This window comes from Streptomyces katrae (assembly GCF_002028425.1).
Taxonomy (GTDB): domain Bacteria; phylum Actinomycetota; class Actinomycetes; order Streptomycetales; family Streptomycetaceae; genus Streptomyces; species Streptomyces katrae_A.
Genome location: NZ_CP020042.1, coordinates 3,781,329 through 3,797,449 on the forward strand (window position 1 = coordinate 3,781,329; position 16,121 = coordinate 3,797,449).

The window sequence follows — 16,121 nt, forward strand, 5'->3', positions numbered from 1 at the left end:
CGTGGAAAAGACCGCCGTCCGCCCCGTCATCCGGACCCGACGGGACCAGCTCAAGAACGGTGGCCGGGCATCGCTCATCGGCACCGCCTTCGGCGTGATGTGGTTCGCCCTGGGACAGCCCGCGGTCCACGGGGCCGCCCGCCCGTTCGTCCTCGCGGCCGGGGCCCTCCTGTTCGCCGCGAGCGCCGCCACGGTCGTGCGCCTCTTGCTCCTGGCCCGGCGCACCCCCGCGAGCGTGAAGGGCGCGCCCCCGGCCCCGGGCGGCGGCGGCCCGAAGTTCCTCACCGTGCTGCTGATCGAGGTCGCCGTCCTGGGTGCGGGCAACAACTACATACGCACCACCCTGGACCGCCCCGAGATGATGCTCAGCTGGTCGGCCCTGGTCGTCGGCGCGCACTTCTTCCCGCTCGCCCGGACCCTGCGCGCCCCGATGCTGCGCTGGGTGGGCGCCGCGATGCTGGCCACCGTCGGCCTCGCCGCCCTCGCCGTCCTGGTGCTGGGTGCGGACAAGGAGGCCTGGCGCTACGTGCCGGGCCTGGGCTGCGCGGCCGTGCTGTGGGCGGGTACCGCGTTCTCCGGGATCCGGGCGGGCCGCAAGGCCTGACCCCCCGCCCGGCCGCCCCGACGGGGTGGCCGGAAACCTGCGACGGCGAAGGCGCGCCCGGGGCTCCCGGGCGCGCCTTCGCCGTCCGCCGCCCGGGACGGGGCCGGCGGTGCCTCAGATCCAGCCCCGGCCGCCAGGTAGAGCTCGGCCGCGAACGAGCGAGCCTCTAGGCGAGCGAACCCCTCGACCGCGACTCCCTGGACCGTGGTGTCCGGATGCGCACGGTCCACCTGGACAGCGTCCGCAACGACGCGGTCACCACCGAGTACGCGGAATGGCTCACCGACCTGGGCGGCGAGGTCCGCACCGTGCCGACGCTGCCGCTGCCGCTGCGCATGCTCGTTTTCGACCGGAAGACGGTCATCGTCCCGGCCGACCCGGAGAACACCCGCAAGGGCGCCGTCCAGTTGACCGAATCTGGCGTGGTCGTCGGCCTGGCCGGGCTGTTCGACCAGATCTGGGACTGCTGGGCAGCGGGCTCACCGACGAGGCCGCCGGCCGCCGGCTGGGGCTGTCCCTGCGCACGGTGCGGCGGATGACGGCGGAGCTGATGAAACGTCTCGGCGCGGGCAGCCGCTTCGAGGCGGGCCTGCGCGCGGCCCAGCGCGAGTGGATCTGACCTGACGAACTCGGCCGTACCGGTGGGACGTGCGCGCACCGCTGGTTAGCGTTCCCCGGGGGATCGGAAGATCGCCGGAGCAGACGATCAGCACCGGGGGACGTGACGGTGAACGAGAAGGACGATCTGGCGCGGCGGTTCGACGCACACCGGCCCCACCTGCGGGCGGTCGCCTACCGGATGCTGGGCTCGCTCGGCGACGCCGACGACGCCGTGCAGGAGGCGTGGTTCAAGCTGAGCCGCTCCGACGTGAGCGCGGTGGAGAACCTGGGCGGCTGGCTGACGACCGTCGTGGGCCGGGTGTGCCTGGACATGCTCCGCTCGCGCGCCACCCGGCGCGAGGACTCCCTCGACGGGCCGGACGGGCCGCTGCGGCTGCCCGACCCGGTGGTCGGCGATCCCGGCCGGATCGACCCCGAGCAGGAGGTCCTGCTGGCCGACTCGGTCGGCATCGCGCTGATGGTCGTCCTGGAGACCCTGGCCCCGGCCGAACGGCTGGCCTTCGTCCTGCACGACATGTTCGCCGTGCCGTTCGAGGACATCGCCCCGCTGGTGGAGAAGTCCTCGGCCGCGACCCGCCAGCTCGCCAGCCGCGCCCGGCGCCGCGTCCAGGGCGCGGCGCCCGCCCCGGACCGCGACCCGGTCCGGGTGCGGCAGGTCGTCGACGCCTTCCTGTCTGCCGCCCGGGGCGGGGACCTGGAGGCCCTGGTCAGCGTGCTCCACCCGGAGATCACCGCACGCTCCGACGGCGGCACGCTCCTGCCTGGCACCCTGCTGCGGGGGGCCCGGAAGGTGGCCTCCCAGGCGATCGCCTACGCCCGGTTCGCGCAGGACGGCCGCCCGGTGCTGGTCAACGGCACCCCGGGGGTGCTCGCCCTCGACGCGGAGGGGCGGCCGGTGTCCCTCATGGCCTTCACCGTCCGGGACGGCCTCATCACCGCCCTGGACATCCTCACCGACCGCGACCGCCTCGTCCGCCTCGGCCTGGGGGCACCCTGACGGCGCCCGCCGGCGTCGGCGTCGGCGTCGGCGTCGGCGTCGGCGTCGGCGTCGGCGTCGGCTAACCCTCCGGAACGGGGGACGGCAGTTCCAGCCAGACCGTCTTGCCCGGCCGGGCGGCATCGGACAGCGGCGAGGACCCCCAGCTCTGCGCCAGGTGGTTCAGCAGGACCAGCCCGTGCCCCCCGGGCCGGGAACGGTCCTGCGTGGCCCGGGCCCTGGGTGGTTCGGGGCTGTCGTCGGTCACCTCCACCCGCAGCCGGCCGCCCGGCCCGTAGCGCAGCACCAGCTCCCGCGGTCCCCCCGCGTGCAGACAGGCGTTGGTGACGAGCTCCGACACCAGCAGCAGCACGTCCTCCTCGGCCTCGGTCCCCGGCGCCCAGCGCCAGTCGGCGAGGGCGTGCCGGGTGAAGTCCCGGCACCGGGTGACGACGCCCGCCGTGGCTCCGCCCAGGACCAGCCTCCGCGTCTGTTCCGCCACCGGCGCACTCCCGTCTATGGCCTCACCCGCCCCCTCGGCGCCGCACCTACCCCCGACCAGGGGGGACAAATCCCACGGTTTCGGCCACCAGGACACCACAGCCGTCCCACAGCGGCACCACAGCGGCGCCGGAACCCCGCCGGAGTGCGCCCCGCCGCGCAGGGAAGGGTCCCGGCGGGGGCCTCCCGCCGCCTTCCGAGCGGGGTCCCGAAGGCACGCGAAAGGCCCCCACCAGGGGCTTTCGGCCACTCTCCCCCGTGGAGCGGCCGGCCCGGGCGACGCTAATCCGGCCACGGCCACACCGTCGAGGAAGGCCGGACCGATCCGTCAAGTCCCCCCGCCGCCACCCCGGTCCCGCCACGCCTTCCGGGCACCCCCCTGTCCACATCCTGGACAACTACCCTCGGTATATGAACACAGATGCCGACGCCCTCCGCACCGTGAAAGACGCCGACCGGAAGCACGTCTTCCATTCCTGGTCGGCCCAGGAGCTCATCGACCCCCTCGCCGTCGCCGGGGCCGAGGGCTCGTACTTCTGGGACTACGAGGGCAACCGCTATCTCGACTTCTCCAGCGCGCTCGTCTACACCAACATCGGCTACCAGCACCCCAAGGTGGCCGCCGCCATCGCGGAGCAGGCAGCAAAGCTCTGTACCGTCGCGCCCGGTTTCGCCGTGGACGTCCGCTCCGAAGCGGCCCGCCTGATCGCCGAGCGCACCCCCGGCGACCTCGACAAGATCTTCTTCACCAATGCCGGCGCCGAGGCCGTGGAGAACGCCGTCCGCATGGCCCGGCTGCACACCGGCCGGCCCAAGGTGATGTCCGCGTACCGCTCGTACCACGGCGCCACGACCACCGCGATCAACCTCACCGGGGACGCCCGCCGCTTCGGCAACGACACCGCGACCGCCGGCGTCGTGCACTTCTGGGGCCCCTTCCCCTACCGCTCCCCCTTCTACTCCGGCACCGAGGCCGCGGAGTGCGAGCGCGCGCTGCGCCATCTGGAGGACACGGTCGTCTTCGAAGGCCCGCAGTCCATCGCGGCGATCATCCTGGAGACGGTCGGCGGCGCCCCCGGCGTGCTCGTGCCCCCGGCCGGGTACCTGGCGGGGGTCCGCGAGATCTGCGACCGCTACGGCATCGTGTTCATCCTGGACGAGGTGATGGTCGGCTTCGGCCGCACCGGCAGGTGGTTCGCCGCCGAGAACTGGGACGTCACCCCCGACCTCCTCTGCTTCGCCAAGGGCGTCACCAGCGGCTACGTACCGCTCGGCGGCGTCGCCATCTCCGCCGCGATCGCCGAGACCTTCGCCCGCCGCCCCTACCCGGGCGGTCTGACCTACTCCGGGCACGTCCTGGCCTGCGCCGCCGCCGTCGCCACGATCAACGTGATGGAGGAGGAGGGCGTCGTGGAGCAGTCGGCCCGCACCGGCGCCGAGCTGCTGGGCCCCGGCCTGCGCGCACTCGCCGAGCGGCACCCGTCGGTGGGCGAGGTCCGCGGTCTGGGCACCTTCTGGGCCCTGGAACTCGTACGGGACGCCCGTACGCGCGAGCCGCTCGTCCCGTACAACGCCTCGGGCGCCGAGAACGCGCCCATGGCGGCCTTCGGCGCGGCCCTGAAGAAGGGCGGCCTGTGGCCCCTGCTCGCCGGGAACCGGATGCACGTCGCGCCGCCCTGCAACATCCCGGCCGAGGACGTGGCCGAGGGGCTGGCGGTCCTGGACGAAGCGCTCGCCGTCACGGACGCGCACATGGCCTGAGCCGCGTGCCTGAGCCGCGTGCCTGAGCCGTGTGCGTGAGCCGTCGGCCTGAGCCTCGGCCTGGGCCGCGGGCCGGATCCGGAGCGCCGGGCGCCCCTTGTCGGGTCGCCCAATCCGGCGGGGCGGGTGTTCGGAGGTTCCGTGCGGTGGTCAACCCACCGCACACATGGTGCAATCCCGTCAGTACTTCCGTACAACAGTTACGACTCAGCACCTACGGACCGGGATGCACGTCAGTCCCGGGGCGGTCCCTCCGGGGCCGAACGGCGGGGAGCGGGACGTCCCTTCGGGGGGCGGGCGCTGGACGCCGGGCGTACGGGATCCAGAACAACGGACTCCGTGTTCCCGAGTACCCGAAGGAAGACAGCATGAGCAAGCACGTCCTGGGCCAGAACCAGTACGGCAAGGCCGAGAACCGCATCGTCGTGGTGACCCGCAAGGGCGGCGACGGCTCCTGGCACGAGATCCGGGACCTCAACGTCTCGGTCGCGCTGCGCGGCGAGTTCCGCGACGTCCACCTCACCGGCGACAACGCCAACTGCCTGCCGACCGACACCACCAAGAACACGGTGTACGCCTTCGGCAAGGAACACGGCATCTCCTCCCCCGAGGCCTTCGGCATCCTGCTCGCCAAGCACTTCGTCTCCTCCCAGGCCCCGATCCGCGAGGCGCAGATCCGCATCGAGGAGTACGCCTGGGAGCGGATCCCCGTCCCCACGCGCAAGGAGCAGCACTCCTTCGTCCGCAAGGGCCAGGAGGTGCGCACCGCGCAGGTCACCTACAGCGAGACCACCGGCCTCCAGGTCATCTCGGGCCTGAAGGACCTGACCGTGATGAACTCGACCAACTCCGAGTTCCACGGCTACATCAAGGACAAGTACACGACCCTCCAGGAGGCGTACGACCGCATCCTGGCCACCAAGGTCACCTCCCGCTGGGCGCACTCGGCGCCGGCCGCCGAAGACGCCGGGTACGACTGGGACCGGTCGTACAAGAAGGTCCGCAAGCACATGCTCGAGGCCTTCGCGGAGACGTACTCCTACTCGCTCCAGCAGACCCTGAACCAGATGGCCGAGCGGGTGCTCGACAACTGCCCCAAGGTCAACGAGGTGCGCCTCAACCTGCCCAACAAGCACCACTTCCTCGTCGACCTGGAGCCCTTCGGCCTCAAGAACGACAACGAGGTCTACTTCGCGGCGGACCGGATGTACGGCCTGATCGAGGGCACCGTCCACCGTGACGGCGTCCAGCCGGTGATCGCCACTTCCGACTGGATCGTGGCGTAACGCCGCTTCCGCCCGGCCCGTTCCGGCCCGGACCGCGTCGCGGGGTCCGGGCCGGCGGTCATTCCCGGGGCCGCCCGAGCAGCAGGTTCCAGCGGCCCGCGCGCCCGCTGAGGGCGGTCACGGTCTCCGGGCGGACGTCGAGCCGCCAGAACGCGGCCGCCGGCAGCTCCAGGGCGGACACCACCGCCGCCCGTACGACGGCCTGCGCGACCACCGCGTGGTGCCGGCCGGGCTCCAGGCGCGCCAGGTGCTCCCCCGTGCGGGTGATCAGCGCGGCCACGGACTCCCCGCCGCCGGGCGGGGCGAACTCCGGGTCGGTGAGCCAGCGCCGGACCGCGTCCGGGTCCTCGGCGGCGACCTCGTCCAGGGTGCGGCCGGCCCACGCGCCCATGTCCGGCGCGGCCAGGCCCTCGTGCCCCGGACAGGGTTCCGCGTACCCGAAACGTCCCTGGCGGGCGCCCTCGTCGAGCGGGGGCGTGGTCAGGTGCAGGCGCACCGGAGGAGGCAGGGGCATAAAAAAGAGCGTAAAGCGCGCGCCCGGGGCGTGAGACGGCGGCCACACGCCGTGGTGTTCAAGCCAGGAGCACGCTACCGTCTCGGACGACATGTAGAAGGTATGACGGAAGTACCGGTGAGAATCCGGCACGGTCGCGCCACTGTGAATCCTCCCGCGGCGACGGGGGAGGGAAGTCAGACCCGCCCGCCTTCGACGAGAGCACCACTGACCGGGACGCGTGTTCCCCTGGAGGTTCCGCCATGGCCCACTCCGCCGTGCCCGCTTCGGCCCCTGTCGCCGTAGCCCCCATCTCCCTTTCCGCACTGGCCCCCTGGGCCGCCTTCGCCGCCGTCGTGACCCTCTTCCTGCTCTACCTCGTCGGCGTCGAGCAGGGTGCCGCCGCGATCTTCCAGGGCGAGACCGTCCACGAGTGGATGCACGACGGCCGCCACCTGCTCGGCTTCCCCTGCCACTGAATCTCCTGCTGATCCCCCGCTGATCACGCAAGGAGCTTTCACGTGAACACGATTTCCCCCCGCGTCCTCCTGGTCCGGGGCATGCTGGCCGGCCTGCTCGCGGGCGTCGCCGCCTTCCTCGTCGCGTACCTGCTCGGCGAGTCCAAGGTGGACGCGGCGATCGCCATCGAGGAGGCCGGCGCGGCCGGGCACGACCACGCCGAGGCCGCCCCGGTCAGCCGGGCCCTCCAGGCGACGGCCGGCCTCGGCACCGGCACCCTGCTCTACGGGGTCGCGCTCGGCGGCATCGCCGCGCTCGTCTTCTGCTTCGCCTTGGGCCGCATCGGCCGCTTCGGCCCCCGGGCCACGGCCGCCCTGGTCAGCGGCGGGCTCTTCCTCACGGTCGGCCTGGTGCCCTTCCTGAAGTACCCCGCCAATCCCCCCGCGGTCGGCGACCCGGACACGGTCGTCCGGCGGACCGCCCTGTTCCTGCTGATGATCGCCCTGAGCGTGCTGCTGGCCTCGGCCGCCCTGATCCTGGGGCGCCGGCTCGCGCCGCGCCTGGGGAACTGGAACGCCTCGGTCGTCGCCTCGCTCGCCTTCGTGGCGGCGGTCGGCATCGCGTATGCGCTGCTGCCGGGGATCAACGAGGTGCCGGCGGACTTCCCGGCGGCGCTGATCTGGCAGTTCCGGCTCTCCTCGCTGGCGATCCAGGCAGTGGTGTGGACGACTTTCGGCCTGGCCTTCGGTTTTCTAGCCGAACGCGCTATTGCCCCGGCCGCCGCCCCCAAGGAGGCTGTACAGCCGACGAGTTGAGGACGGCACTCCGGTTGCGGACGTGCCGGTGCGAAGGGGTGGAACCGGGCATGCAGTCCGCGATCCGGGAATGGCGGGGCTGGACCGGCGCCGCACCGTTCTGGCTGAACTCGGTGCTGCTGAGCCTGGCCCCGTTCACGGCGGTCCCCCTCTTAGCCCAGATCGGCGTCATCGCCGCCCTGGCCGCCCTCGGCGGGCTCGCCCGCCAGCTCTGGTACGGGGACTACGGCCACCCCGCGATGCACCTCGCCGCCGCCCTCATGGGGGCGGCGGCGGTGGTTTTCGTGGTGTTCTGAGCCCGCCGGCTGCCCGGCCCCCGTCCTCCCCTCCACCGAACTTCCCGCCCGACGAGGAAGAATGGGGCTTTTCGAGCGGAGCGGGGACTGGTGTGACGGCGGCGGGGCGGGACATACCCGAGGAGTACCTGACCGGGTACGTACGCATGCTCGGGGAGGTCTCGGCCACCGGCCGGCGGCCCGCGGACGAGGAACTGGACGCCCTCCGCGACCTCGGGGAGCACGCCGCCGAGGCCGGGTACGGCCTCGGCGCCCTGCTCGGCGCCCAGCTGACCGCCGCCCGCGCCGCGCTCGGCGACCGGGCCGCCGTCGTGGAACAGGCCGTGGACGCCGTCGCCGAGGGCCACGGCCGCGCCACACGGCTGGCACTGCGCCAGGAGGAAGCGACCCGCCACGACTTCCTCAACGCCCTCCTCCTCGGCCACACCACCCCGGACCGCCTCGCGTCGCACGCCGGGCGGTTTGGCCTTCGTATGGCCGCGTCGTACACGGTGGCCGTCGCCCGGGCGCGGGCCCCGTATGCGGACGGCGGCCCGGAGGTGCGGCGGCTGGAGCGGGCCCTGGCCGGGACGGCCCTGCTCGCCGTCAGGGAGGGCCGGCTGATCTGCGTGGCCCCCGGCGACGACGACGCGGTACCGGCCCGCTTCGCCCGGCTGGCCCACGCGGGCTCCGGCCCCGGCGGGCTCGTCGCGACCGGGCGCCCGCACCCCGGCGTGGGCGGAGTGGCCGCCTCGTACGCGGAGGCCCTGCGCGCCCTCGGCCTCGCGGACCGGCTCGGGCTCGACGGCCCCGTGCTGCGCGCCGCCGACCTGCTGGTCTACCCCGTGCTGACCCGGGACCAGGGAGCCCTGGCCGACCTGGTCCTGACCGTGCTCGGCCCCCTGCGGGGCGGCCGCGGCGGAGCCGTACCCCTGCTGGAGACGCTGACCGCCTTCTTCGACGCGGGCTGCGTGTCGGCGGAGGCGGCGCGGCGGCTGGACCTGAGCGTGCGGGCCCTGACGTACCGCCTGGAACGCATCCACAGCCTGACGGGCCACAACCCCGCCGACCCCGCCCACCGGTACACCCTCCAGACCGCCACCCTCGGTGCCCGCCTCCTGAACTGGCCCGCGGACCCCCTCCCGTAGCTCCAGCCCGCTGCCTCCGGCCCCGCCGGCGTTCGAGGCGCCCCTCACCCGTTCGGCGGCACCGGCCCCCGGTTTCGCAGCCACCCCCCACCCCCCACCGCCAGCTGCGAAGACTCCCCGCACACCCCCCGACACACCGATGACACCCCGTCAACTCGGGTACGTCACCGACGCGCCGACCCCCCGCACGTGGGCCACGCTCCGAGGAACCGGCCGCCCGAGCCGGCCCAGGAGGAATGCCATGTCCCGCGCCCGATGGGCGGCCGCCGCACTGACGGTCACTCTGCTCTGTACCGGCATCGCCCTGTTGCGCGGCGCGGACGGCGCAGACGGAGCGGGCCGGGATCCGGGAACCTCGACCATCGCCGACGCCCTGCCCTCCCGCGCGCTCGGCCTGTCCGGCCACCGCCGCCTCGTGCGCGAGCTGGAGCACTCCGGCACCCACGGCCACGCCCCGGCCCGCAGGAGCCGTACCGGAGCGGCCGGACCACTGCGCCCCTCACGGCCTCTGCGGCTGCGCATCCCCAGCCTGGGGGTGGACCTCCCGCTGGCCGAGGGCACACCCGCCGGTGAGGACACGGCCGGCTGGGACAGCGCCGGCCCGGCCCCCGGCTCGGCCGGGACCGCCGTGGTCACCGGCAACGGGCTCCCGCTCTCCCAACTCCGGCGGGGCCGCATCATCGAGATCCCGCGCGCGGACCACCGTACGGCCGTGTTCACCGTCGAGCGGGTCTCCCCGTACGGGGTGACCTCGCCCGACCGGGGCGGACGGGCACGGCTGCGGCTGGTCAGCGGCGAGACCTCCGTCCTCGCACGACTGACCGGCCCCCTGCGCACCGGCTGAACCCGGTGCGCGCGGCCGCCGCCCGTCAGCCGAGGGGGGTGTTCCCGTCCCCCGGTCGGGGGCTTCTCGGCGGCGGCCGGGGAGCCGCCGGGGACGGCGGGGCAGGGAAGACCCCATGAGCGGTGCGCGGTACGCGCGGACGGTGCCGGCGCGGGCCCTGACGGTGGCCTGCGTCGCCCTGCTGTGCCTGTTCGGCGCCGGCCCGGCGGCAGCCGCCACCGCCGGGGCAGATCCCCGTGCCGCCTCCTCCGCCCCGGCCGACCCCGCCGAGGGGCAGTCGGATCCGGCCGCGGATCCCGACGGCCGGGCGGACCTACGGACGGTCGTGCGCGGGGCTCCGGCCCCGCGCGGGCTGCCGGGGACGTTTCACGTGAAACACGCGGGCGAGTCCACCCGTGTGGCCCAGGGCGGACCGGCCGGGGCGGCCGTGTCCCCGCGGACGGTACGGAGTGTGGTCCTGCGCTGCTGAGCGGGCCGAGCACGAGAACTCCCCCCGCACGCCCCCGGACCACCGTGAGGTTCCGTCATGCCCATCGACCCGTACGCCGCCCTGAACGCCATGATCCGCGCGGAGGCGGCCCGCTTCTCCCCGGCGGCCCGCAAGGACCGGCCCGCACCACAGGTCCCGGCCCGCGAGAGCGCCGCCGAGGCCCCGGAGACCGCCCCGGCCGGCGAGCCCCAGCGGCACACCGCGGGCCCGGCCGCGTAACCGGCCGGGCCCGGCCATGAGGCGGCGCCGGTTGCCGCGCCCCGGCGACGGGGTACGGCAACCGGCGCCACGGCCCGGTGCGCGGGTTTCAGTCCTCCCGCGTGTAGTACCGGTAGAAGGCGACGAGCCCGACGCCGATGCCCGAGAACAGGCCGACGACGGTCGCGCGGAGCACGGACTGGTTGGTGAGGCTGTGCAGATAGCCGACGGCGCAGCCGATGAACACCCCGTAGGCGGCGGCGTGCACCTCCCGCTTGAGCCTCGGGCCGACCCGGGCGAGGGCGAACATGATCCCCGCGAAGATGACGCCGCAGAGGATTCCGTAGAAGACGTTGCCCGCGTCGACCGGGCCCATCTGGCGCTTGATGAAGGCCGCCCAGACCCCGTAGACGAGGCCGGCCAGCAGCGGGCGGGCCAGGGCGCCCCTGGTGATGTCGTGTGCTTGCGCCGACGCCGTCGGACGGTGGTACCGCCGCGGGGCGGTGGGGGCCGCGTGTGCCATGGCGGGCTCCTCTCTTCCAGCCTCCAGGGCACACCCGCCGCCCCGGGGCGGCAAGTGGATCACCCGTCCGGGCGGGACTCGGCCGCCGCCGCTCCCCGTACGCAGCAACGGGGGTGGCGTCGGGCGGCGCGTCCGCCTTCCCTGGTGACGTGCGCACCTACCTGTCGGCGGCCCTGATCGTGCTCGTGGCCCTCCTCGTGCCCGCGAGCGCGGTCGCGTACTGGGCCGACCGCCAACTGGGTGACGCCGACCGCTACACCGCCGCCATGTCCCCCCTCGCGACGAACCCCGCCGTGCAGGAGGTGGTCGTCACCCAGGCCGGCCGCGCCCTGTCCGGGCAGATCGAGGCGGGCCCCTTCCAGGGCGGGGTGGACGCCCTGCTCGGGGAGGCCCTGCGCTCCTTCGCCGGGACCCCCGCCTACCGGACCGCCTGGGACGCGGCCAACCGGGCCGCCCACACCGCGTTCCTGGAGGCGCTGACCAGTGGCCACGGGAACGCCGTCACCATCGACCTCGCGCCGGTGATCGCGCAGGTCAAAGGGGAGCTGGTGGCCGACGGGGTGCCGTTCGCCGACCGCATCCCCGAGACCCACCTGTCCGTGGAGGTCATGGAGTACGACAACCTCGGCGCCCTCCGGAAGGGGTTCCGCATGCTGCAGATCGCCGGGGTGTGGCTTCCCGTGCTGACCCTGCTGCTGGCCGTGGCGGCCGTGGCGGTGGCCGTGCGGCGGCGCCGCGCCGTGCTGGCCACCGGTGTCGGGATCGCGGTCGGGGCCGTCCTGCTGGGGATCGCGGTCGCCGTGTGCCGCCGCCTGACCCTCGACGACCTGCCGGCCGACATCGACCGGGCCGCCGCCGGAGCGGTGTACGACGCCCTCACCGCGTTCCTGCGGACCACCGCCTGGGTGGTCCTCGGCGTCGGTCTGGTCACCGCTCTCACCGCATGGCTGACGGGCCGGCTCCGCCGCACCCCATAAGCTCGGAAGGTACTCATCCTCCGCAGAAAGCCCCAGAAGAACCGATTCGCGAGCGGTGACACGGAAGCGGAATGACCACCGAACGACGCACCGACCACATACCGCACGAGCCGCCCCGGGCCCGCCCCCTGGCTCCCCCCGCCTGGCTGCTCGCGGGACTGCGGCCGAGCAGGAACCCCGTCTCCTGGGCGGCGGTCGTCCGCGCCGGGATCGCGATGGCCGTACCGCTCGCCGTCGGTTTCGCCGTGGACGAGCCCGAGTACGGGGCGCTCGCCTCGATGGGCGCCCTGTCGGGGGTGATCGGCGACACCGCCGACGCCTACCGGATGCGGGTCCTGAACATCGCGCTCCCGCAGTTGCTCGGCGCGGTCGGGGTGGCCCTGGGCACCCTCGTCTACGGCCACGGCTGGGTCGCGGTCGCCGTCCTCACCCTGATCGCCCTGGTGTCCGGGATGATCTCCTCGATCGGCACGGTCGCCTCCGCGTCCGGGCTGGTGTTCCTGCTCAACGCCGTCGTCGGGGCAGGCCTGCCGATGCCCGAGCCCTGGTGGACGGCCCCGCTGCTGCTGAGCGCGGGCGGCCTGTTCGTCCTGCTGCTCACCCTGCTGGGCTGGCCGCTGCGCGGACGGCAGCCCGAACGGGCCGCCGTCGCGGCCGGCTACCGGGCCGTCGCCGACGCCCTGGAGGCCGCGGGTGGTCCGGCGCCCGTGTACGACGAGCGCCGACAGCAGGTCACGCACGCCCTCAACCAGGCCTACGACCTCGTCCTGGGCCGCCGCGCCCGGGTGCACGGGCGCAGCCCGTCCCTGGTGCGGATCCTGGCCCAGCTGAACGTACTGATCCCGCTGGTCGAGGCCGCGCCCGCCGCCCACCTGCGCGGCCGCCCACTGCCGCCCGAGGTCCCGGCAGCGGTGCGGGAGCTGGCCGCGGCCGTCGAGGAGGGCCGCACCGGAACCCCGGTCCTCGACCTGCCCGCCCCGCAGAGCCCGTCCGAGCGGGCCGTGGACGCCGCCCTGCGGCACGCGGCGAAGATCGTGCACCTCGCGGAGCCCGACCCGTACAACGTCGACGACCGGCTGGGGCGGCCCGCCGCCCTGCGGGTGCGGGCCGGGCGGGTGGTGCGCGACATGATGCTGTCCGAGGCCTCCTGGCGCTACGGGCTCCGGCTGGCCCTGTGCATCGGCCTGGCCCAGTCGCTGGTCTCCCTGGTCGAGGTGGAACGCTCGTACTGGGTGGCGCTGACGGTCACCTTCGTCCTCAAACCGGACTTCGGCTCGGTCTTCTCCCGCGCGGTGCTGCGTGCGCTGGGGACGGCGGCCGGACTGGTCCTGGCCGCCGGCGTGCTGGCGGAGGTGCCGCGCGGCTGGTGGGACGTCCCGGTGATGGTGGTCCTCGCCGCGCTGATCCCGGCGTTCTCCGCGAAGGGGTACGTCTTCCAGACCGCGGCCATCACCCCGGTCATCCTGCTCCTGTCGGACCTCCTCAACCACCAGGGCTTCGACCTGATCCGGCCCCGGCTGCTGGACAGCCTCATCGGCTGCGCCATCACCCTCGTCGCCGGCTACCTGCTGTGGCCCGAGAGCTGGCACACCCGGATCGGCGACCGGCTCGCCGACGCCGTGGACGACGCGGCCCGTTACGTGGAGTGTGCCTTCGCCCCCGTCGCCGGCGAGGCCGAACTGCGGGCGGCCCGCCAGTCCCGGCTCCAGGCCCGGCGGCGGATCTACCGCGACCTGTCGGGCGTCCGCAGCGAGTTCCAGCGGGCCCTGACCGAACCCCCGCCGACCGGCAGCCGCGCCGCCGCCTGGTGGCCGCTGGTGGTGGCCGTGGAACGGATCGTGGACGCCACCACCGCGGCCCGCGTCCGCGTCAACCACGGAGCCCCCGCCCCGCCCCCGTCCGAGGTGGCCCGTATCGCCGGGCAGCTGCGCGAGCTGGCCGAGGGGGTCCGCAGCAGCCCCGTCCTGTACCGGGTCGACATCCCCCCGGAATCCGAGGAGGCCGGCGTCCTGTCCCCCCTCCACCAGGAGGTGGCGGCCGCCCGGGCCATCGCCCAACCGGAGCAGTAACCGGGGGCCCCGGCCCCCGCCGCACGGCAGCATCGAAGCATGCGCCCCCGCCGCCGTCTGGCCGCCCCCGCCCTGGCCGCCCTCCTGGCGGTCGCGGCGGCCGGGTGCGCGGACGTGGAGGGGCTCAAGGACCAGGGCGACCAGGGCACGGTCCACGCCCCCAGGACCCTGTGGAAGGGCTACTTCCCCGACCCTCCCGGTCCCGGGCAGCAGCCCGGCGCGGCCGCCGTGGTCCCGGGCCTGCCCAAGGTGCCGGGGCTGAGCATGCGCGGGGTGGACGCGCTGGCCGTCGTACGGGCCGACATCACCTCCGCCACCGCCGAGGACGGCGGCACCGGCCGGCTCGTGGACCCCCGGGCCGTCCAGCGGCTCGCGCTCTGCACACAGGCTGTGGACGGCGGACCCTTCTGCCCGGTGCGGCCGGGGATCCTGCACGATCTGACCGGCAACGGCAGGGAAGAGCTGATCACCGCCCTGGACGTGGACGGCCGCCTGAGCGAACTGCGGGTCTACACCGTCCAGGACGACGGCAGGATCGCCCGCATCCTCTCCCGGCGCGGCGTCCTGGAGGGCGTGGAGGTGGCCGCCGAACACCTGGCCGTCCGCGAACCGACCTCGACCCCGGTCTACATCTCCGTCTCCGACTACGTCTGGGACCCGCACACCAAGAGCATGAGCCTGTCGCAGCTGACCCTCGACGACTGTCCCACCCTGACCGACGTCCCCTTGAGCGCGGACCGGCAGCGATGCGCGCGCTGAGCAGCCTCCGCTGGAAGATCGCCCTGACCACCACCCTGGTGTGCTGCACGGTGGCCGCCGCCCTGGGGATCGCCGTGCACAACGTGGTCGCCCGGCAGGTCGTCGGGGAGGTGCGCAAGGAGGTGGACCGCGCGCTGGAGCACGCCCTCGGCCACTACGAGTACGGCACCGCCCACGGCGACGTGCACGCCGCCCTCGACCCGCCCGGCCTCCCGGGCCCCTTGCGCGAGCTCGTCGCACACGGCCGCACCGGCAGCATGGTCGGCACCTACCAGGGCAAGCCCGTCATGTGGGCCGCCGGCCCCGCCGACCGGCAGGCCCTCGCGGTCTGGATCCCGTACGAGAGCACCCGTGCCCGGCTCCGGGACCTGGACACCGCCATCCTCGCCTCCTCGGCCCTCGCGGCCGGGGTGGTCGCCCTGGCCGGCCTGTTCCTCGCCAACCGGATCAGCCGCCGCCTCACGACCACCGCCGCCGTCGCCCGCCGGATCAGCGCCGGCGACCTGGACGCCCGGGTCGGCTTCCCCGCCGAGGGGGGCGCCCGGGGCACCCACCGCTCCCCCGACGAGGTACGGGACGTCGCACAGGCCCTGGACTCGATGGCCGCCTCGCTCCAGGAACGGCTGGAGGCGGAGAAGCGGTTCACGGCCGACGTCGCGCACGAGCTGCGCACCCCGCTGACGGGTTCACTGGCCGCCGCCGCGCTGCTGCCCGAGGGCCGGCCCAAGGAGATGATCGAGGACCGGCTGCGGGCCCTGCACCTGCTCACCGAGGACCTGCTGGAGATCTCCCGGCTGGACTCGGGGGTGGAGCGCGCCGACCTGGCGCGGGTGGAGCTGGGCCGGGCCGTACGGCGGGCCGTCGCCGGGTCCCGGCTCGGCGCCGAGGTCCGGGTGGTCCGGGACGCGGTGGTGCTCACCGACCGGCGGCGCCTGGACCGGATCCTGGCCAACCTGCTGGTCAACGCCCACAAGCACGGGCGGCCACCGGTCGAGGTCACGGTGGAAGGGCCGGTGGTGACGATCCACGACCATGGGTCCGGCTATCCCGCCGAACTGGTCGAACAGGGCCCCCAGCGCTTCCGCACGGGAGATCCCGGCCGCGGCCGCGGCCACGGTCTGGGACTGACGATCGCGGTGGGCCAGGCGGCCGTCCTGGACATCGCCCTCAGCTTCGCCAACGCCCCCGACGGCGGCGCCCTGACCACCCTCCGTCTCCCGGTGGGGCGGCTGCCGGAGGGGAGTTGAGGGAGGTCAGGTCGGGGTGTTTCACGTGAAACACCCGGCTGGACAACTGGGCGTGCCCATCGGCCAGATCGCCCG

At 74.3% G+C, this 16,121-nt stretch carries 19 protein-coding genes; 16 read left to right on the forward strand and 3 right to left on the reverse strand.

The window, feature by feature from the left end:
• The first annotated feature begins 1 nt into the window (after position 1).
• From B4U46_RS17145 to B4U46_RS17155, 3 genes are all read left to right on the forward strand, one after another.
• On the forward strand, positions 2-604 hold the full coding sequence (locus B4U46_RS17145) for a hypothetical protein (protein ID WP_079428418.1): 603 nt from the start codon (positions 2-4) through the stop codon (positions 602-604).
• Positions 605-819: 215 nt separating this feature from the next.
• Entirely contained in the window at positions 820-1,143 is a 324-nt protein-coding gene (locus tag B4U46_RS17150; protein WP_237292943.1) for a hypothetical protein, read from the forward strand.
• Positions 1,144-1,331: 188 nt separating this feature from the next.
• Positions 1,332-2,222 (forward strand): sigma-70 family RNA polymerase sigma factor, encoded by an 891-nt coding sequence (locus B4U46_RS17155; protein WP_079431818.1) that lies wholly within the window; start codon positions 1,332-1,334, stop codon positions 2,220-2,222.
• Between the two features lie 61 nt (positions 2,223-2,283).
• Here B4U46_RS17155 and B4U46_RS17160 read toward each other — a convergent pair whose 3' ends face one another.
• Positions 2,284-2,703 (reverse strand): ATP-binding protein, encoded by a 420-nt coding sequence (locus B4U46_RS17160; protein WP_100863362.1) that lies wholly within the window; start codon positions 2,701-2,703, stop codon positions 2,284-2,286.
• Between the two features lie 410 nt (positions 2,704-3,113).
• On the opposite strand from B4U46_RS17160, the gene B4U46_RS17165 reads away from it, so the two are divergent.
• Entirely contained in the window at positions 3,114-4,463 is a 1,350-nt protein-coding gene (locus B4U46_RS17165) for an aspartate aminotransferase family protein (protein WP_079428420.1), read from the forward strand.
• Between the two features lie 368 nt (positions 4,464-4,831).
• Entirely contained in the window at positions 4,832-5,749 is a 918-nt protein-coding gene (gene pucL, locus B4U46_RS17170) for a factor-independent urate hydroxylase (protein WP_079428422.1), read from the forward strand.
• A gap of 58 nt (positions 5,750-5,807) precedes the next feature.
• Here pucL and B4U46_RS17175 read toward each other — a convergent pair whose 3' ends face one another.
• Positions 5,808-6,263, reverse strand: coding sequence for a histidine phosphatase family protein (locus B4U46_RS17175; RefSeq protein ID WP_398898647.1), 456 nt, complete (start codon positions 6,261-6,263; stop codon positions 5,808-5,810).
• A gap of 242 nt (positions 6,264-6,505) precedes the next feature.
• On the opposite strand from B4U46_RS17175, the gene B4U46_RS17180 reads away from it, so the two are divergent.
• From B4U46_RS17180 to B4U46_RS17210, 7 genes are all read left to right on the forward strand, one after another.
• Positions 6,506-6,721 (forward strand): CbtB domain-containing protein, encoded by a 216-nt coding sequence (locus B4U46_RS17180; RefSeq protein ID WP_079428426.1) that lies wholly within the window; start codon positions 6,506-6,508, stop codon positions 6,719-6,721.
• A 42-nt stretch (positions 6,722-6,763) separates the two neighbouring features.
• Positions 6,764-7,516, forward strand: coding sequence for a CbtA family protein (locus tag B4U46_RS17185; protein ID WP_079428428.1), 753 nt, complete (start codon positions 6,764-6,766; stop codon positions 7,514-7,516).
• 50 nt (positions 7,517-7,566) lie between these two features.
• Complete coding sequence (locus B4U46_RS17190; protein ID WP_079428430.1) at positions 7,567-7,812, forward strand: hypothetical protein; 246 nt, start codon at positions 7,567-7,569, stop codon at positions 7,810-7,812.
• Positions 7,813-7,958: 146 nt separating this feature from the next.
• Entirely contained in the window at positions 7,959-8,939 is a 981-nt protein-coding gene (locus B4U46_RS17195) for a PucR family transcriptional regulator (protein ID WP_079431820.1), read from the forward strand.
• Between the two features lie 241 nt (positions 8,940-9,180).
• Positions 9,181-9,783, forward strand: a complete 603-nt coding sequence (locus B4U46_RS17200; protein ID WP_079428432.1) for a class F sortase — start codon at positions 9,181-9,183, stop codon at positions 9,781-9,783.
• A gap of 115 nt (positions 9,784-9,898) precedes the next feature.
• A complete protein-coding gene (locus B4U46_RS17205) occupies positions 9,899-10,252 on the forward strand; it encodes a hypothetical protein (protein WP_079428434.1) in 354 nt (117 codons plus the stop codon).
• Between the two features lie 57 nt (positions 10,253-10,309).
• Complete coding sequence (locus B4U46_RS17210; protein ID WP_079428437.1) at positions 10,310-10,492, forward strand: hypothetical protein; 183 nt, start codon at positions 10,310-10,312, stop codon at positions 10,490-10,492.
• Between the two features lie 88 nt (positions 10,493-10,580).
• On the opposite strand, the gene B4U46_RS17215 is transcribed toward B4U46_RS17210, so the two are convergent.
• Entirely contained in the window at positions 10,581-10,994 is a 414-nt protein-coding gene (locus B4U46_RS17215) for a hypothetical protein (RefSeq protein ID WP_079428439.1), read from the reverse strand.
• 149 nt (positions 10,995-11,143) lie between these two features.
• On the opposite strand from B4U46_RS17215, the gene B4U46_RS17220 reads away from it, so the two are divergent.
• The 4 genes from B4U46_RS17220 (at position 11,144) to B4U46_RS17235 (ending at position 16,046) form a co-directional block, all read left to right on the forward strand.
• A complete protein-coding gene (locus tag B4U46_RS17220) occupies positions 11,144-11,971 on the forward strand; it encodes a hypothetical protein (RefSeq protein WP_079428441.1) in 828 nt (275 codons plus the stop codon).
• Positions 11,972-12,042: 71 nt separating this feature from the next.
• On the forward strand, positions 12,043-14,040 hold the full coding sequence (locus tag B4U46_RS17225; protein WP_079428443.1) for an FUSC family protein: 1,998 nt from the start codon (positions 12,043-12,045) through the stop codon (positions 14,038-14,040).
• Between the two features lie 39 nt (positions 14,041-14,079).
• A complete protein-coding gene (locus B4U46_RS17230) occupies positions 14,080-14,799 on the forward strand; it encodes a hypothetical protein (protein WP_079428445.1) in 720 nt (239 codons plus the stop codon).
• Positions 14,787-16,046, forward strand: a complete 1,260-nt coding sequence (locus B4U46_RS17235; RefSeq protein ID WP_079428446.1) for a sensor histidine kinase — start codon at positions 14,787-14,789, stop codon at positions 16,044-16,046. Before B4U46_RS17230 ends, B4U46_RS17235 begins: the two co-directional genes overlap by 13 nt.
• Positions 16,047-16,121 lie beyond the last annotated feature (75 nt).